Source organism: Buchnera aphidicola (Greenidea ficicola) (assembly GCF_039386055.1).
Lineage (GTDB): Bacteria > Pseudomonadota > Gammaproteobacteria > Enterobacterales > Enterobacteriaceae > Buchnera_K > Buchnera_K aphidicola_A.
Genome location: NZ_CP135012.1, coordinates 22,042 through 47,120 on the forward strand (window position 1 = coordinate 22,042; position 25,079 = coordinate 47,120).

17 protein-coding genes, 4 tRNA genes and 1 pseudogene are annotated in these 25,079 nt (G+C 20.7%); 5 read left to right on the forward strand and 17 right to left on the reverse strand.

Annotation, left to right across the window (positions count from 1 at the left end; all coding sequences use genetic code 11):
• Positions 1-90: 90 nt before the first annotated feature.
• Positions 91-963 carry an RNA polymerase sigma factor RpoH gene (gene rpoH / locus RJT27_RS00125; RefSeq protein WP_343189479.1) on the forward strand — a complete coding sequence of 291 codons (873 nt, stop codon included), beginning with the start codon at positions 91-93 and terminating at the stop codon, positions 961-963.
• Positions 964-1,783: 820 nt separating this feature from the next.
• Entirely contained in the window at positions 1,784-4,045 is a 2,262-nt protein-coding gene (gene metE / locus RJT27_RS00130; RefSeq protein WP_343189480.1) for a 5-methyltetrahydropteroyltriglutamate--homocysteine S-methyltransferase, read from the forward strand.
• A gap of 201 nt (positions 4,046-4,246) precedes the next feature.
• On the opposite strand, the gene purH is transcribed toward metE, so the two are convergent.
• The 14 genes and pseudogenes from purH to RJT27_RS00200 all read right to left on the reverse strand — a co-directional run bounded on the left by purH (position 4,247) and on the right by RJT27_RS00200 (position 18,205).
• The gene (gene purH / locus RJT27_RS00135) at positions 4,247-5,803 is read right to left on the reverse strand and encodes a bifunctional phosphoribosylaminoimidazolecarboxamide formyltransferase/IMP cyclohydrolase (RefSeq protein ID WP_343189481.1); all 1,557 of its coding nucleotides are present in this window, start codon (positions 5,801-5,803) and stop codon (positions 4,247-4,249) included.
• Positions 5,804-5,890: 87 nt separating this feature from the next.
• Positions 5,891-6,163 (reverse strand): HU family DNA-binding protein, encoded by a 273-nt coding sequence (locus RJT27_RS00140; protein ID WP_343189482.1) that lies wholly within the window; start codon positions 6,161-6,163, stop codon positions 5,891-5,893.
• Between the two features lie 149 nt (positions 6,164-6,312).
• A pseudogene (gene rpoC, locus RJT27_RS00145) lies at positions 6,313-10,434 on the reverse strand (DNA-directed RNA polymerase subunit beta'); the annotation flags it as partial.
• Positions 10,435-10,511: 77 nt separating this feature from the next.
• The gene (gene rpoB / locus RJT27_RS00150) at positions 10,512-14,543 is read right to left on the reverse strand and encodes a DNA-directed RNA polymerase subunit beta (protein WP_343189483.1); all 4,032 of its coding nucleotides are present in this window, start codon (positions 14,541-14,543) and stop codon (positions 10,512-10,514) included.
• Positions 14,544-14,696: 153 nt separating this feature from the next.
• Positions 14,697-15,065: a 50S ribosomal protein L7/L12 gene (gene rplL, locus RJT27_RS00155; RefSeq protein ID WP_343189484.1), complete on the reverse strand. Its 369-nt coding sequence runs from the start codon at positions 15,063-15,065 to the stop codon at positions 14,697-14,699.
• Between the two features lie 58 nt (positions 15,066-15,123).
• Positions 15,124-15,624 (reverse strand): 50S ribosomal protein L10, encoded by a 501-nt coding sequence (gene rplJ, locus RJT27_RS00160; RefSeq protein ID WP_343189485.1) that lies wholly within the window; start codon positions 15,622-15,624, stop codon positions 15,124-15,126.
• Between the two features lie 198 nt (positions 15,625-15,822).
• Positions 15,823-16,470: a 50S ribosomal protein L1 gene (rplA, locus tag RJT27_RS00165; protein ID WP_343189486.1), complete on the reverse strand. Its 648-nt coding sequence runs from the start codon at positions 16,468-16,470 to the stop codon at positions 15,823-15,825.
• On the reverse strand, positions 16,451-16,897 hold the full coding sequence (rplK, locus tag RJT27_RS00170; protein ID WP_343189487.1) for a 50S ribosomal protein L11: 447 nt from the start codon (positions 16,895-16,897) through the stop codon (positions 16,451-16,453). The genes rplA and rplK overlap by 20 nt, the downstream gene beginning before the upstream one ends.
• 15 nt (positions 16,898-16,912) lie before the next feature.
• The gene (nusG, locus tag RJT27_RS00175; RefSeq protein WP_343189488.1) at positions 16,913-17,449 is read right to left on the reverse strand and encodes a transcription termination/antitermination protein NusG; all 537 of its coding nucleotides are present in this window, start codon (positions 17,447-17,449) and stop codon (positions 16,913-16,915) included.
• A gap of 1 nt (position 17,450) precedes the next feature.
• Positions 17,451-17,792: a preprotein translocase subunit SecE gene (secE, locus tag RJT27_RS00180; protein WP_343189489.1), complete on the reverse strand. Its 342-nt coding sequence runs from the start codon at positions 17,790-17,792 to the stop codon at positions 17,451-17,453.
• A gap of 84 nt (positions 17,793-17,876) precedes the next feature.
• Positions 17,877-17,949 (reverse strand) — tRNA-Thr (locus RJT27_RS00185).
• Between the two features lie 4 nt (positions 17,950-17,953).
• Positions 17,954-18,025, reverse strand: a tRNA-Gly gene (locus tag RJT27_RS00190).
• A gap of 12 nt (positions 18,026-18,037) precedes the next feature.
• A tRNA-Tyr gene (locus tag RJT27_RS00195) sits at positions 18,038-18,119 on the reverse strand.
• Between the two features lie 13 nt (positions 18,120-18,132).
• Positions 18,133-18,205 (reverse strand) — tRNA-Thr (locus tag RJT27_RS00200).
• Positions 18,206-18,355: 150 nt separating this feature from the next.
• Here RJT27_RS00200 and RJT27_RS00205 point away from each other — a divergent pair.
• Together RJT27_RS00205 and cysE are read left to right on the forward strand one after the other, a co-directional pair.
• A complete protein-coding gene (locus RJT27_RS00205; protein ID WP_343189490.1) occupies positions 18,356-19,246 on the forward strand; it encodes a methylenetetrahydrofolate reductase in 891 nt (296 codons plus the stop codon).
• A gap of 20 nt (positions 19,247-19,266) precedes the next feature.
• The gene (gene cysE / locus RJT27_RS00210) at positions 19,267-20,013 is read left to right on the forward strand and encodes a serine O-acetyltransferase (protein ID WP_343189491.1); all 747 of its coding nucleotides are present in this window, start codon (positions 19,267-19,269) and stop codon (positions 20,011-20,013) included.
• A 62-nt stretch (positions 20,014-20,075) separates the two neighbouring features.
• Here the strand turns inward: cysE and rpoD are convergent, their stop codons facing one another.
• The 3 genes from rpoD to rpsU form a co-directional block, all read right to left on the reverse strand.
• On the reverse strand, positions 20,076-21,911 hold the full coding sequence (rpoD, locus tag RJT27_RS00215) for an RNA polymerase sigma factor RpoD (RefSeq protein WP_343189492.1): 1,836 nt from the start codon (positions 21,909-21,911) through the stop codon (positions 20,076-20,078).
• Between the two features lie 121 nt (positions 21,912-22,032).
• Positions 22,033-23,763: a DNA primase gene (gene dnaG, locus RJT27_RS00220; protein ID WP_343189493.1), complete on the reverse strand. Its 1,731-nt coding sequence runs from the start codon at positions 23,761-23,763 to the stop codon at positions 22,033-22,035.
• A gap of 14 nt (positions 23,764-23,777) precedes the next feature.
• On the reverse strand, positions 23,778-23,993 hold the full coding sequence (gene rpsU, locus RJT27_RS00225; protein WP_343189494.1) for a 30S ribosomal protein S21: 216 nt from the start codon (positions 23,991-23,993) through the stop codon (positions 23,778-23,780).
• A gap of 58 nt (positions 23,994-24,051) precedes the next feature.
• Here rpsU and tsaD point away from each other — a divergent pair, with 58 nt between their 5' ends.
• Positions 24,052-25,056 carry a tRNA (adenosine(37)-N6)-threonylcarbamoyltransferase complex transferase subunit TsaD gene (tsaD, locus tag RJT27_RS00230; protein ID WP_343189495.1) on the forward strand — a complete coding sequence of 335 codons (1,005 nt, stop codon included), beginning with the start codon at positions 24,052-24,054 and terminating at the stop codon, positions 25,054-25,056.
• Positions 25,057-25,079 lie beyond the last annotated feature (23 nt).

The following is a 25,079-nucleotide window of genomic DNA, read 5'->3' on the forward strand; positions in this document are numbered from 1 at the left end:
TTTTCTTAGGTTTTATTTTTTTTTATATAATAAATTTTTTTTTTAAAAAATAAAATATTATGATATTTAAATTATAGGAATTTTTTTAAAATGACCGTTTGTAATAAAATTAGATGTTTAAAAATACCTATTGTAGGGAATTTAGATTCTTATATAAGAGCAGTAAATATTTTACCTTTATTATCTTTAGAAGAAGAAAAATATTTATCTTTAAGATTTTATAGATATGGTGATTTAAGTTCTTTTAGAATGTTAATTTTATCACATTTAAGATTTGTAATTCATATTACAAAAAATTATTATGGATATGGTTTATTATATAATGATTTAATTCAAGAGGGAAATATTGGATTAATGAAAGCATTAAGAAGATTTAATCCTATTATTGGGGTACGGTTAGTATCTTTTGCTGTTCATTGGATTAAATCAGAAATACATGAATATGTATTAAGAAATTGGAGAATTGTTAAAGTTGCTACTACAAAATCTCAAAGAAAATTATTTTTTAATTTGAGAAGAATTAAAAAAAAAATTGGTTGGTTTAATATTATAGAGTTAAATGTTGTTGCTAAAAAATTAAATGTTAATAGTAATGATGTACAAGAAATGGAAAAAAGGATGTTTTCTAAAGATATAACTTTTAATCCTTTCCCTTTGCAATCTTCAATTTTTAGAAAAAATAATAAAATTACTATACATTATTTAAAAGATAATAATTCTAATTTTTCTATTGTTTTTGAAAAAAATAATTGGTGTAAATATATTAATAATAAATTAATTATTGCTTTAGATCGATTAGATAAAAGAAGTAGAAATATTATTAATTCGAGATGGTTATATGATGATGATAATAGAAAAATAACTTTAAAAAAAATAGCTGAATATTATGGAATTTCTGCAGAAAGAGTACGTCAATTAGAAAAAAATGCAATGAAAAAATTACGTGTAGCAATTGAAAAATAAATATATTTTTATTTATTATAGATAATTTTAAATAAATTTTTTATAATTTTAAGGATTTAATTTTATAAAATTAATAAATTTTTTATTTTATTTTAAAATATTTATTATTATATATAGTTTTTATATTTTTTTTTTAATAATTTATTTTTTTTTAAAGTTTTTATTATTTAATTTAAAAAGATTATATTTTTTTTATATTAAAAGAAACTATTATTATTAAAATTAATATTTTTTAATTTTTTTTAAAATTTTTTTTTTTTTTTTTTTTTGAAATTCTTTATAAGATTTTAATAATTTTTTTTATATAATAAATCTTATGGGATAAATTATTACAATTTTATTTTTTTAATATTTTTCTTATATTTTTAATTTTTTTTTAAAAAAAATTGTTAAAATATTAAAATTAACTATTAAATTTTTTATATTTAATAGCTATTTTATTTTTTTTTTAAATTTTTTTTAATGATAATTATTATTTTTTTTAATTTTAGTTATATTTTATTTTATCATGTAAAATTTAAGGGTGTATTATTTTTAATAAATAATTTAAATTTTAATCTGTTTTTTATATTTTTTACATTAATATGATAATATAAATTTAATTATATTATAGAACGTAAATTAATATATATATTTTATTTTTTTTTTTTTTTTTTTTAATAATTTTTAAAATATTTTAATTAAATTATTATTTTTTATATTATTTATGAATAATTTTTTTATTTATTAATTTTATATTATTTTTTAATATAATTTTTTATTTAATTTTATTTAAAATTACTTTTTTAGAAATTTATTATTTTATTATGAGAAATATTTTATGAAAGTTAAAAATCATATACTTGGTTTTCCAAGAATTGGATTAAATAGAGAATTAAAATTTGCGCAAGAAAAATATTGGAATGGAGAAATTACTAAAAAGGATTTATTATTTGTTGGAAAAATGTTAAGAAAAAGACATTGGAAACAACAATATAAAAATGGAATTGATTATATATCAGTAGGTGATTTTTCTTGGTATGATCAGGTTTTAAATATTAGTATGATGTTAGGAAACATTCCAAAAAGACATACTCAAAAAAATATAATTGATTTGAATACTTTATTTTTAGTTGCTCGTGGTTGTGCTCCATTTAGAAAACCTACATTTGCTTCAGAAATGACTAAATGGTTTAATACTAATTATCATTATATTGTACCTGAATTTACTAAAAATCAAATTTTTAAATATTCCTGGAATCAGTTATTAGATGAAGTTGATGAATCTTTATCATTAGGTTATAATATAAAACCTATATTATTAGGTCCTTTAACATATTTATGGTTAGGAAAAGTTAAAGGAGAAAATTTTAATCGTATTACTTTATTAAAAAGAATTTTACCTATATATCAATATGTTTTAAATGAATTAAAAAAAAGAAATATTAATTGGGTTCAAATAGATGAACCAATTTTATCTTTTGATTTACCTGAAATTTGGAAAAATTCTTTTGTTTATGCTTATAATGAACTAAATAATTATACTAACATAATGTTAACTACTTATTTTGGAAAAGTTGATCATAATTTAGAAATTATTAAAAAATTACCTATTCAAGGAATACATTTTGATTTAATATCTGGAAAATATAATTTAAGTAATTTAATTAATTTTTTTTCTAAAGATATTTTATTTTCTTTTGGGGTGATTAATGGTCGTAATATTTGGAGTTCTGATTTATTTAAATGGTTTAATATTTTAAAACCTATACTTAAAAAAAGATATTTTTGGATAGGTCCTTCTTGTTCTTTTTTACATATTCCTATTGATTTATCTGAAGAAAATTTATTAGAAAATGATATTAAAAATTGGTTTTCTTTTGCAATACAAAAATGTAAAGAATTAAAATTGTTATCTGATTCATTAAATAAAAATAATGTAAAAAAAATTGAAAAATATAGTAAAAAAATTATAAGTCATAATATATCAGATAAAGTTCATAAAATAGATGTTGAAAATCGTTTAAAAAATTTAAAAAAAAAAGATTTTAAAAGAAAAAATATATATAAAATAAGAAAAAAAATACAAAAAAATAAATTTAATTTTCCATTATTACCTACAACTACTATAGGATCATTTCCTCAAACAAATAAAATAAGAAAATTAAGGTTAGATTATAAAACTGGAAAAATAAATAGTAAATATTATAATAAAAAAATATCTAAGTATATTAAAAAGGTTATTAAAATTCAAGAAAAATTAGGGGTAGATGTTTTAGTACATGGAGAACCAGAAAGAAACGATATGGTGGAATATTTTGGTGAAAATATGAATGGTTTTATTTTTACCAAAAATGGATGGGTACAAAGTTATGGTTCAAGATGTGTTAAACCACCAATAATTATAGGAGATGTTTATAGAAAAAAACCTATTACTATAAAGTGGTCTAAATTTTCTCAATCATTAACAAAAAAACCTATTAAAGGAATGCTTACTGGTCCTGTTACGATATTATGTTGGTCTTTTCTTAGAGAGGATATTAAAAAAAGTATTATTTCAAAACAAATTGCTTTAGCGTTAAGAGATGAAGTTAGTGATTTAGAAAAATCTGGAATAAAAATTATTCAAATTGATGAACCTGCTTTAAGAGAAGGATTGCCTTTACGTAAAAAAAATTGGGATAAGTATTTATCTTGGTCAGTAGATTCATTTCGTTTAATGTCTTCAGGTGTAAAAGATTCTACCCAAATACATACACATATGTGTTATTGTGAATTTAATGATATTATGAAATCTATTTCTGATTTAGATGCAGATGTTATAACTATTGAAACTTCTAGATCAGAAATGGATTTATTAGAATATTTTAAAGAATTTAATTATCCTAATGATATAGGTCCTGGTGTATATGATATACATTCCCCTAATATTCCAACAATACAATTTATAGAATCTTTAATTAAAAAAGCGATAAATTATATTTCTGTAAAAAAATTATGGATAAATCCAGATTGTGGTTTAAAAACTAGAACATTTGAAGAATCTATTTTAGGAATTAAAAATATGATTCAAGCAACTAAAAATTTTAGAAAAATATTATAATATATTTATTAATATGTTAAATTATAAATTTATTTATAAATAATTATAAGATATATATAATATGGTATGTAAATTATTAAAATATATTATTATATTTTAATAAATATTATATATACCATTTTAAATTTATTATTTTTAATTTTTTTTTAAAATTTTAATTTTATTATTTAATTGAAATTTGATAATTATATTANTNTTTTTTTAGTGTTTAAATTGTCTTATATTTGTAAATATCATTGCTATATTTTTTTTATTTGCTTCTTTAATAATTTCTTTATCTCTTATTGAACCTCCTGGTTGTATTATACAAGTAATATTATTTTTAGAAAGTAAATTAATATTATCTTTAAAAGGTAAAAAAGCATCTGAAGCTAAAACACTAAAATTTATTTTTTTATTTGTTTCTTTAGCTTTTTTATTAGCCATTTTAATTGCATCAATTCTACTTGTTTGTCCTGATCCAATACTTTTAGTCATAAGATTTTTTGCATATACAATTGCATTAGATTTTGCAAATTTAACTATTTTCCATGCAAATAATAAATCTTTTATTTCTTTTTTATTTGGTTTTTTTTTAGTAACATTAATATATTTTTTTATATTAATTTTTTTATCTTTTGTTTGTATTAAAAATCCATTGTTAATAGATTTTATATCTAATTCATTTTTTTTAAATTTTATTTTTTTATTATATATTAATACTCTTATGTTTTTTTTTTTTTTTATTATTTTTTTTGCTAATAATGATATTTTTGGTGCGATAATTATTTCTACAAATTGTTTTTTTAAAATATATTTTATTGTTGTTTCATCTAAAAAATCATTAAATGCAATTATTCCTCCAAAACAAGAATCTATATCAGTTTTATAAGCAGATTTGTATGATAAAAATATATTTTTTCCTATTGCACAACCACATGGATTACCATGTTTTACAATAACACAAGCAGGTTTTTTTAATGTTTTTACACATTCTAATGCTATATTTGCATCGTATATATTATTATATGATAGTTTTTTTCCTTGTATTTTTTTTTTAAAAATAATATTTTTATTTTTAATTATTTTTTTTTTATAATATAAAGCAGATTTTTGATGTTGGTTTTCTCCATATCTTAATTTTTTATTTTTTAATAATTTTATTGTTAATTTTTTTGGTAATATTTTTTTTTTTTTTTTTTTTAATATAAAATTTAAAATTTTAATATCATATAATGTAATATATTTAAAAGTTTTTATTGCAAATTTAAATTTCATTTTTGAATTTATTTTATTTTGATCTATTTTATTAATTATTTTTTTGTAGTCTTTTATATCATGAATAATTATTACATTTTTATAGTTTTTTACTGCAGCTCTTGCTATTGAAGGTCCTCCTATATCAATAAATTCTGATATTTTTTTTAAGTTGTTTTTTTTATTATTATTTTTTATTTTAAATTTATAAAAGTTTACTACTATTAAATCAAATTTTTTTATTTTATATTTATTTATTTCATTAATATTTTTTTTTTTTGCTAATATTCCCCCGTATATTTTTGGGTGCAAAGTTTTTATTTTTCCATTTAGTATTTCTGGAAATTTGATGTAATCAGATATTTTTTTAACAGGAATATTATTTTTTTTTAAAATTTTCGCAGTTCCATTTGTTGCAAATAATTTTATTTTTCTATAAATTAATTTTTTTGAAAATTCAATAATATTTTTTTTATTTGCTACACTTAATAACGCTGTTTTTATTTTTTTTTTTTTTTTCATTTTTTTATAATATTTAAATTAATATATTTAATTTTATTTAAAATAATATTTTATTAGGGGTTTTTATAAACCCCAAATAATAAAAAATTATTTTACAGCGGATTTTAATGATTTTCCAGAAACAAAAACCGGTACTTTTGTAGCTTTTATTTTTATTTCTTTTCCGGTTTGTGGGTTTCTTCCTACTCTAGCTGCTCTAAAATTTACTTTAAATGTTCCAAATCCTATAATTTGAACTATTTCTCCTTTTTTTAAAAATGATGTTATAGTATTAAAAGTTTCATTTATAATTATTTTTGTTTGTTGTTTAGAAAATTTTGTTTTTTCAGATATAATATTAATTAATTGACTTTTATTCATTTTTTTTCCTTTATGATATTTTTATTTTTTTTTATTTAGTTATTTTATTAATATTTTTAATTTTATATTATTAAATTTAATATAATAAGTTTTATTGTTTTTTAATAATTATTATATTTAATATAAAATTATTTTTTTTTTTTTTTTTTTTTTTGATAAATTCTATCTTTATGATATGCATATCCTGTTCCTGCTGGTATTAATCTACCTACAATTACATTTTCTTTTAAACCTTTTAATTTATCTTTTTTTCCTGCAACTGCTGCTTCAGTTAATACTCTAGTAGTTTCTTGAAATGAAGCTGCTGATATAAATGATTCTGTTGCTAAAGAAGCTTTTGTAATTCCTAGTAAATTTCTTAAAAATTTAATTTTTCTTTTTCCTTTTTTTTTTAATTTTTTGTTTGTTTTTCTAATTTTTGAATATTCAATTTGTTCTCCTTCTAAAAATTTTGAATCTCCACTATTTATTATTGTTCCTTTTCTTAACATTTGTCTAATAATTACTTCGATATGTTTATCATTTATTTTTACTCCTTGTAATCTATATATTTCTTGAACTTCATTTACTATATGTTTTGTTATTGCTTGAACTCCTTTTAATCTTAAAATATCATGAGCTGATTCAGGACCTTCTGCTATATTGTCTCCTTTTTCTACTTTTTCTCCTTCAAAAACATTTAATTGTTTCCATTTTGGAATCATTGTTTCATAAATATTTTTATTTTTTTTATTAGGGGTTATTATTAATCTTCTTTTTTCTTTTGTTTCTTTTCCAAAAGAAATAATTCCACTTATTTCTGCCAACATTGCTGTTTCTTTTGGTTTTCTAGCTTCAAATAAATCTGCAACTCTAGGCAATCCCCCAGTTATATCTTTTGTTCTTTTTGATTCTTGTGGTATTTTTGCTAAAATATCTCCTGAATATATTCTTGATCCGTTTTCTAAATTTATTATTGTTTTTTCAGGTAAAAAATATTGTGCTGGCATATCTGTTCCAGGAATTAAAATATTTTTATTATTTTTATCTACTATTTTTAATGTTGGTCTTAATTCTTTTCCTAAAGATGTTCTTTCTGCTGTGTTTAATATTATAATTGATGATAAACCTGTTAATTCATCGGTTTTTTTTATGATACTTTGTCCATTTATCATATCTACAAATTTTAGAAATCCATTAACTTCTGTTATAATGGGTATAGTATGAGGATCCCATTTTGCAATTATTTCTCCAGAATAAGCTTTTTCTCCATTTTTTTTAAACATAATAGATCCATATGGTATTTTATAACTTTCTTGAGTAATACCGTATTTATCAATCATGTTTAATTCAACATTTCTTGATGTTATTATTATATTTCCAGTTGAATTTGTAACATATTTTACATTGTTTAATTTTATTGTTCCTTCATTTTTTATTTGAATATTGTTTATTGTAGTAGCGCTGGAAGCAGCTCCTCCAATATGAAATGTTCTCATAGTTAATTGTGTTCCTGGTTCTCCTATTGATTGTGCTGCTATTACTCCAATAGCTTCTCCTTGATTTACTAATTTTCCTTTTGCTAAATCTCTACCATAACAATAAGAACATATACCAAAATTTGTTTCGCAATATACAACAGATCGAACTTTTATTTTATTAATTGAATATTTTTTAATAATATTACAATATTCTTCATCTATTAATGTATTTCTTTTTATTATTATTTTTTTTTTTTTTTTATTAAAAATATCTTTTGCAGTAACTCTTCCTAAAACTCTTTCTATAAGTGTTTCTTTTACGTAACCACCTTCTATTATAGGAATCATTTTAATTCCTTTATTTGTTTTGCAATCATTTTCTGTTACTACTACATCTTGAGCAACATCTACTAATCTTCTTGTTAAGTAACCAGAATTAGCAGTTTTTAATGCTGTATCTGCTAATCCTTTTCTTGCTCCATGAGTAGAAATAAAATATTGTAAAACATTTAATCCTTCTCTAAAATTTGCAGTAATAGGAGTTTCAATAATAGATCCGTCTGGTTTTGCCATTAATCCTCTCATTCCAGCTAATTGTCTTATTTGTGCTTCTGATCCTCTTGCTCCAGAATCTGCCATCATATAAATACTATTAAAAGATTTATGTATTATTTTTTTTCCATTTTTTTTTTTTATTTTTTCTGTAGATAAATTTTTCATCATGGATTTTGAAATTTTTTCATTTGCAGAAGTCCATATATCAATTATTTTATTATATTTTTCACTGTTAGTTACTAAACCAGATTTAAATTGTTTTTGTATTTTGGATACTTTTTTTTTTGTTTTTTTTATTATTTTTATTTTTTTTTTAGGTATGGTCATATCGTTAATTCCAACTGAAACTCCTGATTTTGCAGCATATTTAAATCCTGTATACATAATTTGATCTGCAAAATTTACTGTAGGTTTTAATCCTAAATTTCTATAACAAATATTTAACATATTAGAAATAGATTTTTTTTTAAGTGCTTGATTGATTAATGAAAAAGGTAATCCTTTTGGAACAATTTTCCATAAAATTGCTCTTCCTATTGTTGTATTTATTATTTTTTTTTTTTTAATAAATATGTTTTTTTTGTTTTTTTTATATTCTTTTATTCTTATTTTTATAGTAGAATGTAATTCTACTATATTATTAAAATATAATTTTTCTGCTTCTTCTGGGTTTTTTAAAAGTATTCCTTCTCCTTTTCCGTTAATTTTTTTTCTTGTCATGTAATATAATCCTAATACAACATCTTGTGATGGAACAATAATAGGTTCTCCATTTGCTGGTGATAATATATTATTGGTAGACATCATTAATGCTCTTGCTTCTAATTGTGATTCTAATGTTAATGGTATATGAACTGCCATTTGATCTCCATCAAAATCAGCATTATAAGCAGCGCATACTAAAGGATGTAATTGTATTGCTTTTCCTTCTATTAATATTGGTTCAAATGCTTGTATTCCTAATCTATGTAAAGTTGGAGCCCTGTTTAATAAAATAGGATGTTCTTTTATAATTTCATCTAAAATATCCCATACTATCGGATCTTCTTTATCAACCATTTTTTTTGCAGATTTTATTGTTGTTGCTAAATTTCTTACTTCTAATTTTCCATATATAAAAGGTTTAAATAATTCTAAAGCCATTTTTTTTGGTAATCCACATTGATTTAATTTTAAATAAGGACCTACAGTTATTACTGATCTTCCTGAATAATCCACTCTTTTTCCTAATAAATTTTGTCTAAATCTTCCTTGTTTTCCTTTTATCATATCAGCTAATGATTTTAAAGGTCTTTTATTAGAACCAATAATTGCTCTTCCTCTTCTTCCATTATCTAATAAAGCATCAACAGATTCTTGAAGCATTCTTTTTTCATTTCTTATAATTATGTCTGGAGCTGTTAATTCTAATAATCTTTTTAAACGATTATTTCTATTAATTACTCTTCTATATAAATCATTTAAATCAGAAGTTGCAAAACGACCCCCATCTAGAGGAACTAATGGTCTTAAATCTGGAGGTAAAATAGGTAATACTGTTAAAATCATCCATTCTGGTTTATTTTTAGAATAAATAAATGAATCTAGTAATTTTATTCTTTTATTTATTTTTTTTCTTTTTGTTTCGGATGGAGTTTTAGTAATGTTTTTTCTTAAATTTTTTACTTCTTTTACTAAGTTTATGTTTTTTAATAATAATTGTATTGCTTCTGCTCCCATTTTTGCATCAAATTCATCTCCAAATTCTTCTAAAAAATCTAAATATTGCTCTTCTGTTAAAATTTGTTTTTTTTCTAAATGCGTCATTCCTTCTTCAATAACTACATAAGATTCAAAATATAATACGCGTTCAATATCTCGTAATGGCATATCTAATAATAAACCAATTCTTGAAGGTAATGATTTTAAAAACCAAATATGAGCTATGGGAGCAGCAAGCACAATATGACCCATTCTATCTCTTCTTACTTTGCTTTTTGTGACTTCTACTCCGCATTTTTCACATATTACTCCTCTATGTTTTAATCGTTTATATTTTCCACATAAACATTCATAATCTTTTATTGGTCCAAAAATTTTTGAACAAAATAATCCATCTCTTTCTGGTTTAAATGTTCGATAATTAATAGTTTCTGGTTTTTTAACTTCACCAAAAGACCATGATTTTATCATTTTTGGAGATGCTAATGTTATTTTTATTGCATCAAAGTCTTCATTTTTTTTTTTTGATTTTAAAAATTTTAATAAATCTTTCACGAATTGCTTCCTGTAAAATTGAAACATTTCATAATAATTTATAATTAATATAATATTTTTTATTAATATAATTTATGTTAATAATTTTCTAATTCTATATTAATTCCTAATGATCTAATTTCTTTTAAAAGAACATTAAAGGATTCTGGCATATTAGGTTCCATTTGATGATTTCCATTAACTATATTTTTATAAATTTTTGTTCTTCCGTTTACATCATCAGATTTTACAGTTAACATTTCTTGTAATGTATATGATGCTCCATATGCTTCTAAAGCCCATACTTCCATTTCTCCAAATCTTTGACCTCCAAATTGTGATTTACCTCCTAACGGTTGTTGTGTAACTAAACTATATGAACCAGTTGATCTTGCGTGCATTTTATCATCTACTAAATGATTTAATTTTAACATATACATATATCCTACTGTTACTTTTCTTTCAAATTTTTCTCCTGTTCTTCCATCAAATAGTGTTATTTGACCAGATTCTGGAATTTTTGCTAATTTTAATAATTTTTTTATTTCTTCTTCTTTTGCTCCATCAAAAACAGGTGTTGCTATTGGTAATCCTTTTTTTAAGTTATTTGCTAAACATAATATTTCTTCATCTGTAAATTTATTTAAATCTACTTTTTGACAAATATTATTACCTATATTATAAGCTTTTTGTATAAATTTTCTTAATAAAAATATTTTTTTATTTTTTTTTAATAATTTATTTATTTTTTCTCCTATTCCTTTTGCTGCCATTCCTAAGTGTGTTTCTAGTATTTGTCCAATATTCATTCTTGAAGGAACTCCTAATGGATTTAATACAATATCTATTGGTATTCCGTTAATATCATAAGGCATATCTTCTACAGGGTTTATTTTTGAAATTACTCCTTTATTTCCATGTCTTCCAGCCATTTTATCTCCTGTTTGTATATATCTTTTAACTGCTAAATGTATTTTAACTATTTTTAAAATTCCAGGTGTTAAATCATCTCCATGTATTATTTTTTTTTTTTTTATTTTAAGTTTTTCATCAAAATTATATTTTAATTTTTTATATTGTTTAATTAATTGTAAAAATAATTTTTTATTGTTTATTTTTTTAATTTTTATTGTTAACCATTTTTCTGGAACCATGTTCTCTAAAACATTTTTGTTAATTCCAGAAGATATTAATATTTTTTTTATTCTTGTAAGAATACTAAATTCTAAAATTTTTAATTCTTCTTTTAAATCTTTTTGTGCTTTTTTAAATTTCATATTTTCTATTTCTATAGTTCTTTTATCTTTTGTTACTCCATCTCTTGTAAATATTTGTACATCGATTACAGTTCCAGAAACTCCGTTTGGTACTCTTAATGATGAATCTTTAACATCAGAAGCTTTTTCTCCAAATATTGCTCTTAATAATTTTTCTTCTGGTGTTAATTGAGTTTCTCCTTTTGGGGTGATTTTTCCTACTAAAATTTCTCCACTAGTTACTTCTGCTCCGATATAAACAATTCCTGAAGAATCTAGTTTGGATAATGCTGATTCTCCTATATTTGGTATATCTGATGTAATTTCTTCAGCTCCAAGTTTAGTATCTCTTGCAATACAAGATAATTCTTGAATATGTATACTAGTAAATCTATCTTCTTGCATTACTCTTTCAGAAATTAATATTGAATCTTCAAAATTATATCCATTCCAAGGCATAAATGCAACTCTCATATTTTGACCTAATGCTAATTCTCCTAAATCTGTTGATGGTCCATCTGCAAGAACATCTCCTAATTTTATTTTATCTCCTATTTGTATTAATGGAGTTTGATTAATACAGGTGTTTTGATTTGATCTTGTATATTTTGTTAAGTGATAAATATCTATCCCAGCTTCTTCTGAATGCATTTCATATTCATTTATTCTTACTATTATTTTAGATGAATCTACATATTGAATTGTTCCTCCTCTTTTTGCAACTATAGTTACTCCTGAATCGATTGCTACTGTTCTTTCCATTCCTGTTCCTACTAATGGTTTATCTGTTTTTAATGTAGGAACGGCTTGTCTTTGCATGTTAGCTCCCATTAATGCTCTATTTGCATCATTATGTTCTAAAAATGGGATTAAAGATGCTCCAACAGAAACTATTTGTTGGGTAGAAATATCCATATAATTAATTTTATCTTTGGTAAATAATTCTGATTCTCCTTTATTTCTACAAGTAATATATTTTTCTATAAAATTACCATTTTTATCTAATTTTGCATTAGCTTGTGCAATTATAAAATTTCCTTCTTCTATTGCTGATAAATAATGTATTTCGTTTGTTACTAAATTATTATTTACTTTTCTATATGGAGTTTCTAAAAATCCATATTTATTTGTTCTTGCGTATACGGATAATGAATTAATTAATCCTATGTTTGGTCCTTCTGGAGTTTCTATAGGACAAACTCTTCCATAATGTGTAGGGTGTACATCTCTTACTTCGAATCCTGCTCTTTCTCTAGTTAATCCTCCTATTCCTAAAGCTGAAATTCTTCTTTTATGTGTAATTGCTGATAATGGATTATTTTGATCCATAAATTGAGATAGTTGACTAGTACTAAAAAATTCTTTTATTGCTGCAGAAATTGGTTTTGCGTTAATTATATCTTTTGGTTTTATATTTTCTATTTCTCCTAAAGATAATTTTTCTTTTACTGTTCTTTCTACTCTTATTAAACCAATTCTAAATTGGTTTTCAGACATTTCCCCTACAGATCTTACTCTTCTATTTCCTAAGTGATCAATGTCATCAATTTTTCCATAACCGTTTCTTATACTAATTAATTTTTTAATTACAGAAATTATATCTTTTTTGTTTAATAAGTTATTTCCTGTTGTTTTTTTTTTAAATAAAGATTTATTAAATTTCATTCTTCCAATAGAAGATAAATCATATCTTTCTTCTGAAAAGAATAAGTTATTAAATAAATTTTTTGTTGCTTCTTTAGTAGGTGGTTCTCCTGGTCTCATCATTCTATATATTTCTGTTAATGCGCTATAATAATCATGACTTGGGTCAATTTTTAAGGTTTCTGAAATATATGGACCGTTGTCTATATCATTTGTAAAAATTGTTTCTATTTTTTTGTATTTGTTTTTTTTTATTTTTTTTAGTATTTTTTCTGTAATTTCCATATTTGATAAAATTATATGTTCACCATTTTTATTAATATAATTTTTAGATACAGTTTTTCCAATAATATATTCATTTGGAACAATAATTTCTTTTATTTTTTTTTTTTTTAATTTTTTAATGTGTTCTTCATTGATTCTATTATTTTTTTTAATATATATTTTATTGTTTATAATGATATCAAAAGAAAGTGTTTCTCCTTTTAATCTTTCTGGAATTAATTTTAATTTTAATTGTTTTTTGTTAAATATTTTAAATATATTTTTTTCAAAAAATATTGTTAATATTTTCTCTGTACTATATTTTAAAGCTCTTAAAAGTATTGTAATTGGTAATTTTTTTCTTCTGTCTATTCTTACAAATAAATTATCTTTAGGATCAAATTCAAAATCTAACCAAGAACCTCTATATGGTATAATTCTAGCATGGTATAATATTTTTCCTGAAGAATGTGTTTTTCCTTTATCGCTATCAAAAAATACTCCTGGGCTTCTATGTAGTTGTGAAACAACTACTCTTTCTGTTCCGTTTACTACAAATGTACCATGTTCTGTCATTAATGGAATTTCTCCCATATAAACTTCTTGTTTTTTTATTTTTTTTATTCTTTTTTTTTTGAATTCGTCACGTTCATAAATTATTAATTTTAATTGAACACGTAAAGATGATGAGTAGGTTGTTCCTCTTATTTTGCATTCTTTAACGTTAAAGAAGCTTTTTTCTAATCTATAATTTATATATTTTATTTTTACATTTCCATTATGACTTTTAATAGGAAATATAGATTTTAATGCTGCGTTTAAACCATATATTCCTTTATGATCATTTTGAATAAATTTTTGAAATGATTGTAATTGAATAGATAATAAATATGGTATATCTAAAATTTTTGGTAATTTTCCAAAATTTTTTCTAATCCTTTTTTTTTCAGTATAAGAGTAAACCATGGGTTTCCTCGTTTTTTAATTAAAATTATTATTTATATTAAAAATATTTAATAAATATTTTTTATTAAATATTTTGTGTTTTTTATATAGGCTGGCGAAAATATATATACACCAGCCAATTAATGTTATTTAATTGTTTGGGATATTATATTTTTATTGTATTTCTATTAATGCGCCAACATCTTCTAAGTTTTTTTTTAGAGTTTCAGCTTCTTCTTTGTTTATTTTTTCTTTAATAATTGCGGGACAAGATTCTACTAAGTCTTTTGCTTGTTTTAATCCTAATCCTGTAGAACTTCTTACAATTTTAATAACTGGTATTTTATTTTTACCTATTGTTTTTAATAATACGTTAAATTCCGTTTTTTCTTCTTTTTCGTTTTTTTGTTTTTTTTTAGATGAATTTATTTCTGTATTTGCTGTAATATTGAATTTTTTTTCCATATCTTTAATTAATTCTACAATATTTTTTACAGACATATTAGAAATAGATTCTAAAATTTCTTCTTTAGTAATTGACATTATAATTATTCCTAATTGTATTATCGATTATATAAATATATTATTACAATAATTATTTTTAAATTTTATTTTTTTTTATTTTAATTATATAAGATAATGTTCTTAAAAATTTTATTATTGTTATTTCTTTTAATAAAATTGCTATTTTTTTTATTGCTTCTTTTTTGGTTGGCATTTTTGCTAGATTTTTTATTTCTTTTTTATTTAAAATTTTTTCTTCAAATACTGCATAAGTAATTTTAAATTTTTTATTTTTTTTTGAAAATTTTCTAAAAATTTTAGGTCCACTTCCTGGGTGTTTCATTGAAAATGCTATTATTGTTGGTCCTTTTAATTTTTCTGCGATGCAAGAAAATTTAGTGTTTTTTATTGCTATTTTAAATAATTTATTTTTAACTACATTTATTATAGTTTTTTTTTTTCTTGCTTTTTTTCTTAATTGATATATTTTATTTACATTAATATAATTATAATTAGCTAATATTATTGATAAAGATAATTTTGTTTTTTTTGAAATTTTGTCAATGATATTTTTTTTTTCTTTTAATTTTAATATCATTTGATATATTTCCTAAATTTATTTAATAATTTTATAATTATTATTAATATAATAATATTTTTAAATATTATAAATAATTTAAATAATTTTAAAAGTATATTTTATAAAATATTATTTATTATAAAAATATTTTTAAAATATATTTTAAATGATAACATTATAAATAATTTTTTTTATAAAGTATAAAAATTATTTTATTTAATTATATAAATTTTTATTTATTTTTAAACTAGGACTCATAGTTGAAGAAATAAATATTTTTTTAATGTAAATACCTTTAGATGTTGTTGGTTTATTTTTTTTTATTGTTGTTATGCAAGTTTGAAAATTTTTTTTAAGATATTTATTATTAAAATTTATTTTTCCAATTGATAAATGTAAAATTCCATTTTTATCATTTTTATAATTTATTTGACCTTTTTTAATTTTTTTTATGGTTTTTTCTATGTTATTAGTAATTGTTCCGAATTTAATATTTGGCATTAATCCTTTTGGTCCTAATATTGGTCCTAATTTTCCTACAATTTTCATTGTTTGAGGAGTTGCTATAATTATATCAAATTTAATTTTATTTTCTTTTATTTTTTTTGCTAAATCTTCTAATCCTATAAAATCTGCATCTATTATTTTTTTTTTATCACTAAAAACAGCTATTTTTTTTTTTTTTCCGTTTCCATAAGGTAAATTTATTGTTCCTTTAATATTTTGATCAGTTTTTTTTGGATCTATTCCTAAATTTATTGCAATGTCTATACTTTCATTAAATTTTCTTGTGGAAATTTTTTTTAATAATTTTATTGCTTCAATAAAATTATATTTATTATTTTTATTTTTTATTTTTTTCATTTTTTATTATATTTAATCCCATAGAATGAGCTGTTCCTATTATAGAATTTTCCATTTTTTTAATATTTAAACCAGTCATATCTTTCATTTTTATTTTTGCTATTTTTTTTATTTGTTTATATGTTATATTTCCTATTATTTCTTTTTTTGGTGTTTTTGATCCTTTTTTTATTCCTGCTTCTTTTTTTAATAATATTGATGCTGGTGTTGTTTTAGTGATAAATTTGAATGATTTATCTGTAAAAACTGTTATTATTACAGGAATAGGTATTCCTGTTTCTAGATTTTTTGTTTTTTCATTAAATAATTTACAAAATTCCATTATGTTAATTCCTTTTTGTCCCAAAGCTGGTCCTACTGGAGGGCTTGGATTTGCTTTTTTTGCAGGAATTTGTAATTTTATATAACTTTGTATTTTTTTTATCATTATTTTTCCTTTTTTTTATTTTTTTTCTACTTGTATAAAATTTAGTTCTACGGGAGTAGATCTTCCAAATATAGAAACAGAAACTTTTAAACGATTTTTATCATAATCTATTTCTTCTACTGTTCCATGAAAATCAATAAATGGTCCATTTTTAACTCTTACTATTTCTCCTTTTTGAAATAATCTTTTTGGTCTTGGTTTATTTCCTGTTTTTTTAATTTTTATGATTATTTTTTTAATTTCTTTTTTTTTAATTGATAAAGGTCTATCAGAAGAACCTCCAATAAATCCCATTACTTTGGGTATATTTTTTATTAAATGCCAATTAAAATCATTCATAATCATATTTATAATAATATATCCTGGAAAGAATTTATTTATGCTATTTTTTTTTTTTCCGTTTTTAATTTCAATTACTTTTTCTGAAGGTATTAATATTTTTCCAAAAAATTGTTCTATTTTATTTATTTTTATATGTTTTTTTATTGTATTTAATATTTTTTCTTCGCATCCGGAAGTTGCTTGTATTACATACCATTTTTTTTTATGCATTTTATAACCTTAAATTTATAAAAAATGATATTAAATATAATAATATATGATCTAAAATCCATAATAGTAAAGAAGAAATAATGGTAATACAAGTAATAATTAATGTTGTATATAAAGTTTCTTTTGGATTTGCCCAAATTATTTTTTTGGTTTCTATTATAGTTTTTTTAATAAAATTTAATATTTTTGTAAAGTGTATTACATGATTGAAATTTATTAATATCATTAATAATATTAAAATTATTCTAATAATGTTTTTATTTGTATAAAAATAAATAAATATAGATAACATTAATGTTATTATTAATGTAAAATTTATATTTTTTTTTTTTTTATTTTTCATTTAAACCTTAAATTAAATATTTTAATATTTTTTTTTATTGATATTAAAATAATTATTTTTATATATTTTTATATAATAATATTTTGCTGATACCCAGATTTGAACTGGGGACCTCACCCTTACCAAAGGTGTGCTCTTCCTACTGAGCCATATCAGCTTTTAGCGAATAGCGGGAATCGAACCCGCATAATCAACTTGGAAGGATGATATAATAACCATTATATTATATTCGCATAAATATTTTATGGTGGGAGAAGGATTCGAACCTTCGAAGTCTATGACGTCAGATTTACAGTCTGCCCCCTTTAACCGCTCGGGAATCCCACCTTTAAAAATTTTATGCCGGTTACCGGATTTGAACTGGTGACCTACTGATTACAAGTCAGTTGCTCTGCCAACTGAGCTAAACCGGCTTTTTATTTTATTAAATAAATTATATTTTAATTTATTTTACATTTTTATTAATAATTTTCAAGAAATATATTTTTTTTTTATTATAATAATATATTTTTAAATGAATAAATTTATTATTAATTATTAAATATTAATTTAAGGAGATTGTAATGAGTTATTTAATTGATTATAATAAAAATTTAATAAATAAATTTTTATCTGATATGAAAGAAAAAATAAATATTTCTTTTGAATTTTTTCCTTCTTCTAATAATATTTTATTTGAAAATTTATTAAATATTTCTAAAAAATTAAGTAATTTTTCTCCAAGTTTTTTTTCTGTTACTTATGGAGCTAATTCAGGTGAAAAATTATTAACAAAAAAAACAGTTCTTTCTATAAAAAAAAATACTAAAATAAATACTATTCCTCATCTTACTTGTTCAGGTTTATCTTATAATGAATTACAAAATATAGCTTATGATTATTGGAATGCAGGAATAAAAAGTATTGTTGCTTTAAGAGGTGATTATAAAGATAATATTATAAAAAATAATATTTATGCTATAAATTTAGTATTATTATTAAAGAAAATTGCTAATTTTAAAATTTTTGTTGCTGCTTATCCTGAAGTTCATCCAGAAGCTAAAAGTGCTAAACATGATTTAATTTTTTTAAAAAATAAAATAGATTTAGGGGCTTCTGGAATTATTACTCAATTTTTTTTTAATGTTGAAAAATTTTTAATTTTTAGAGATCGTTGTTTTTCTTTTGGGATTAGAAAAAAAATTATACCTGGAATTTTACCTATATTAAATATTGATCAATTAAAACGTTTTTCTTCTTTAACTAATGTAAATATTCCTAAATATATTTATAGAATTTATAAAAATATAAATATTGATGATAATATTACAAAAAATATGTTAAGTTGTAGTATTATAATAGATATGTTAAAATGTTTATATCAAGAAGGTGTAAGAGATTTTCATTTTTATACATTAAATAGATTAGATATAGTTTATTCTCTTTGTAGTTTTTTATTAAATAAATATAATTAATTTTTTTTTTGGAAAAAAAAATGTATGAAGATATTGAAAAAAAATTTTGGTTAAATATAAAATATGAAGTTAATAAATTAATTAAAGAAGAATCTATTTTGTACAATTTTTATTTTAATAATATATTAAAACATAAAAATTTTATTAATTGTATAAGTTATATTTTATCTAAAAAAATAGATAATAAATTTTTATCTTCTTTAGTTTTTAGAAAATTAATTAAAAAAATATTATTAAAAAAAAAATCATTGATTTATTCAATAATTCAAGATATTAAATTTATATATAATAATGACCCAGTTGTTAAATTATATATTGTTCCTTTATTGTATTTCAAAGGTTTTCATGCTTTGCAAATTTATAGAATTAGTAATTATCTTTGGGTTAATAAACGTAAATCATTAGCTTTGTATTTACAAAATCAAATATCAAATTTTTTTTCAATTGATATTCATCCTGCTGCAATTATTGGATCTGGAATTTTTTTAGATCATGCTACTGGAATTGTTATTGGAGAAACAACTATTATACATAATAATGTATTTATTTTACAGGGAGTTACTTTAGGAAGTGTTGGAAAAAATAATAATAAAATTAGACATCCTAAAATTTGTGAAGGTGTTTTTATTGGAGCTGGTGCAAAAATTTTAGGGAATATAACAATTGGATCTTTTTCTAAAGTTGGAGCTGGTGCTGTTGTTTTATCTTCTGTTTTACCATATTCAACTGTTGTAGGAATACCTGCTAAAAAAGTTATAAAAGTATAAAAATTACTCTATTATCAAATATTGTATTGTATAATATTTGATAATAGAAATTTTTATAGTTATTAATCATCTAAAAAGCTTCTTAATATTTCAGATCTACTAGGATGTCTTAATTTTCTTAGTGCTTTAGCTTCAATTTGTCTTATTCGTTCTCTAGTAACATCAAATTGTTTTCCTACTTCTTCTAAAGTGTGATTAGTATTCATATCTATTCCAAATCTCATTCTTAAAACTTTTGCTTCTCTTTCTGTTAATCCTGAAAGGATACTATTTGTTACAGATTTTAAGCTTTCTGAAGTTGCTGAATCTAAAGGTAATGCTAAAGTAGTATCTTCTATAAAATCTCCAAGATGGGATTCTTCGTCATCTCCTATTGGAGTTTCCATGGAAATTGGTTCTTTTGCAATTTTTAAAACTTTTCTTATTTTTTCTTCTGGTATTAGCATTTTTTCTGCTAATTCTTCAGCATTAGGTTCATGTCCTATTTCTTGAACCATTTGTCTTGATATTCTATTTAATTTATTAATAGTTTCTATCATATGAACAGGGATTCTTATTGTTCTTGCTTGATCTGCTATAGACCTTGTTATTGCTTGTCTTATCCACCAAGTTGCGTATGTGGAAAATTTATACCCTCTTCTATATTCAAATTTATCTACTGCTTTCATTAATCCAATGTTTCCTTCTTGAATTAAATCTAAAAATTGTAATCCTCTATTTGTGTATTTTTTTGCTATAGATATTACAAGTCTAAGATTTGCTTCTACCATATCTTTTTTAGCTCTTTTTGCTTTTGCTTCTCCAATAGTCATTCTTTTATTTATATCTTTTATTTTTTTAATTGTTATTCCTGATTTTTTTTCTATTTTTGATAGTTTTTTTAGTATTTTATATACTTTTTCTTTTACTGTGTTTAATTTATTTGACCAAGGTTGATTCATTTTTTGTGCGTTTCTAAACCATTTTGGATTAGTTTGTTCTTCTAAATATAAATTTATAAATTTTTTTTTAGGCATTTTGCATTTTTCTACGCATAATTTTAATATTTCTCTTTCTTGTTTTCTTATTTTTTTCATTATATTTCTAATACTATTTACTAAATATTCAAATTGTTTTGGAACTAATCTAAATTGTTTAAATGTTTCTGATAAATTATAAATTGATAAATGATGTAATAAATTTTTGTTTTTTTTTTTTTTAATAATGTTATTGGAATTTTGATATTGGCTAAATAATTGTCTGAATTTTTCTTTTGCTAGTTCAGGATCAATAATATTTTCTTGTTCAATATTTTCTTCAAAATGATTTGCATGTTCTGTATCCATTTTATGGTTATCTAAAAGTTCAGAATTAATATGATGCAATATAGGATTTATAATTTCTTTTGCATTTGGATCAATAAAACCAGTTATTAAATCTGATAATTTTATTTCCCCTAATTCTACTTTTTTGTATTGTCTTAATAAGTAATTTATTGCTTCAGGGTATTCTGCTACAGAACATTGGATTTGGTTTATTCCTTTTTCAATTCTTTTAGCTATATTAATTTCACCTTCTCTAGTTAATAGTTCTACTGTCCCCATTTCTCTCATATACATACGTATAGGATCTGTAGTTCTTCCTATTTCTGATTCTATATTAGATAAAATTTGATCGTTTTCTTCATTTATTATTTCATCTGTATTAATTATTTCATCTAATCTTATTTCATCTGAATTTAAATTTTTTTCTATTACTTGAATTCCCATATTATTAATCATATTAATAACGTCTTCAATTTTATCAGAGGTTATAATTTTTTCAGGTAAGTGGTCATTAACATCATTATATGTTAAATAACCTTTTTTTTTTCCTTGATTTACAAGTGTTTTAATTTGTAGCTGTGAATTATTTTTCATATTTAATATCTTTTTAAATTTAATTTAATATAGTAATTATTAAAAAAATTTTTAATGTAAATATTTTAAAATTAATTATAATATAAATATCAAATTTTTAATTATCAAGTTTTTTTTAAAATTATTTATTTTTTTTTATTTCTTTATTAATTAACCAAAATTCATATTTTTCAATTTTTTTAATTTTTTTTTTTCTATCTTTTTCTATTATTTTATTTTGTATTTTTTCTAATTTTTTATTATATAATTGTATTAAAATGTCTAAAAATAATATTTTTATATTTTTTTTTTTTATTATGTTTTTATAAATTGCAAGTTTTTTTATTTTTTTTTCTTTTTTTTTTCCTCTATAAATTTCTAAAATTTGTCCTGTAGTAATTTTTGGTTTATTAATGCAGATTTTTAATATTTTTATAAATATTTTTTTTTTTTTAAATTTTAAAAAATTTATTTCTATTATTGATGGTATTATTTTTCCTAAAGAAGGATTTTGTATTAATAAACTTATTAATATGTTTATATTATTTTTTTTTATTTTTTTTTTTTTAAAAGAATATTTTTTTTTAATATTTTTTAATTGGTATAATTTATTAATGTCAAGAATTCCTATTTTATCTCCTAATTTTTTATATAAATAAAAACGAATTATTTTTCCTGGTATTTTATTAATATAAGGAATAATTATTGAACAAAATTTTTTTCTTGTTTCAATATTATTTAATTTATTTTTTTTTAATAGTTTTTTAAATATAAAACTAGAAAAATCAATTGCATTTTTAATTCTTTTTTTAAATTTTTTTCTTCCTTCTTTTCTTATAATGGTATCTGGATCTTGATTTTTAGGTAAAAATATAAATTTTATAGTGTATTTATCATATAAATAAGGTAATATTTTTTTTACTGTATTCCAAGAAGCTCTTTTTCCTGCCTTATCTCCATCATAACAATATATTATCTTGTTTGTATATTGAAATAATTTTTTTATATGTTCTTTGCTTAAATTAGTTCCTAATATTGCAACAGCGCATGTTATATTATATTGAAATAAAGTAATTACATCTAAATAACCTTCTACTACTATTATATATTTTGGATTTGGATTTATTTTAATGCTTTCATATAAACCATATAGTTGTTTTTTTTTATTAAAAATTTTAGTTTCTGCGGAATTTAAATATTTTGGAAGAGTGTTGTTTATTGCTCTTGCTCCAAATCCAATTGTTTGTCCTTGTTTATTTCGTATAGGAAATGTTATTTTTTTATATAATAAATCGTATACTTTTCCATTATTTTTCTTTATTAATATACCTAAATTTATTATTTTTTTTTTAATGTTTTTTTTTTTAATATTAATATGTTTTTTTTTAAAATTTATTAAAGAAAAACCAATATTAAAGATATTTATCATTTTTTTTTTAATTTTTCTTTTTTTTAAATATTTTATTCCTAGTTTATTTTTTGAATTTTTTATGTCTAAATGGTATTTATTAGATATTTTATTTATTAAATTAAATAAATATTGTCTTTTTTTATAAATATTAATATTTTTTTTTTTTTTAAAAATATTTATATTATTTTTTTGAGCTAGATATTCAATTGCTTCAATAAAATTAATTTTTTCAAAATTTATTAAAAAGTCTATAATATTTCCATTTGCATTACATCCAAAACAATAATAAAATTGTTTTTTTTCATTAATTGTAAAAGATGGTATTTTTTCATTATGAAATGGACATAATGCTTGATAATATTTTCCTTTTTTTATAATTTTAATATGTGAACTAATTATTTCAATAATATTTGTTTGTTCTATTATTTCATTAATAATATTTTTTGGTATATATTTTTTCATAATTTTTTTAGTATTTAATACATTCTTTTTCTTTTAGAGTTTTCTCTAAATATTTTTTTTGCTAATCTTTTAATTGCGGAAGATTTTGCTCTTTTTCTTGCGGTTGTTGGTTTTTCATAAAATTCTCTTCTTCGAATTTCAGATAAAATTCCAGCTTTTTCACAGGATCTTTTAAATCTTCGTAATGCTATATCAAAAGGTTCATTTTCTCTAATTTTTATTATAGGCATTTTATCAAACCTTATATTATTTAATAAATANTTTAAAAATTTTTTGTCAGGTGAAATTATGAAAATATTAGGTATAGAAACATCTTGTGATGATACTTGTGTTGCAATATATGATTTTAAAAATAAATTTATAATATCTAGTATATCACATCATCATGATAATATAAATATAAATTATGGAGGGATTGTTCCGGAAATGTCTTCTAGAGAACATATGATTTATATTGATGAAATTTTAATAAAATTATTTAAAAAATCTAATTTAAGTATTTATGATATAGATGCTATAGCATATACTGCTGGACCTGGTATGGTTGGTTCTTTGTTGGTTGGTGCTACTATTGCAACATCTTTGTCATATTTAACTAATATTCCTTTAATTGCTATAAATCATATAGAAGCTCATTTATATTCTCCTTTTATTGAAAATGATATTAAAATTTATTATCCTTTTTTAGGTTTATTAATTTCTGGAGGAAATACTCAATTAATTCAAGTTTTTGAATTTGGAAAATATAAAATTTTAGGAAAAACATTAGATGATTCTATTGGTAATACTTTTGATAAAATTTCTAAATTATTAAATTTAAATTATCCTTGGGGTTCAAATATTACTATTTTAGCAAAAAAAGGTAGATCTGGTAAATTTTTATTTCCAAGGCCTATGATTCATAGTTCTTGTTTAAATTTTAGTTTTTCTGGATTAAAAACTTATGTTACTAAAATTATAAATAAATATAAATATAATAAGCAAAAATTATCAGATATTGCTAAAGAATTTGAAAATTCTATTTTTGATTCTTTAATTTTTAAATGCAAAAAAGCTTTTTATAAAACTGGTTATAATCGTTTAGTTGTTTCTGGAGGGGTAAGTGCAAATAAAACTTTAAGAAAAAAGTTATATAAAATGAAAAATAATTATTCTATTTTATTTCCAAAATTAGAATTTTGTACTGATAATGCTGTTATGATTGCTTATTTAGGAGGTCTTCGTTTTCAAGAAAGAAAAAAAAATGTTTTTAATATTTTTATTAAACCAAAATGGAACCTTAATCAATTATGATATTTTATATAATTTATTATATC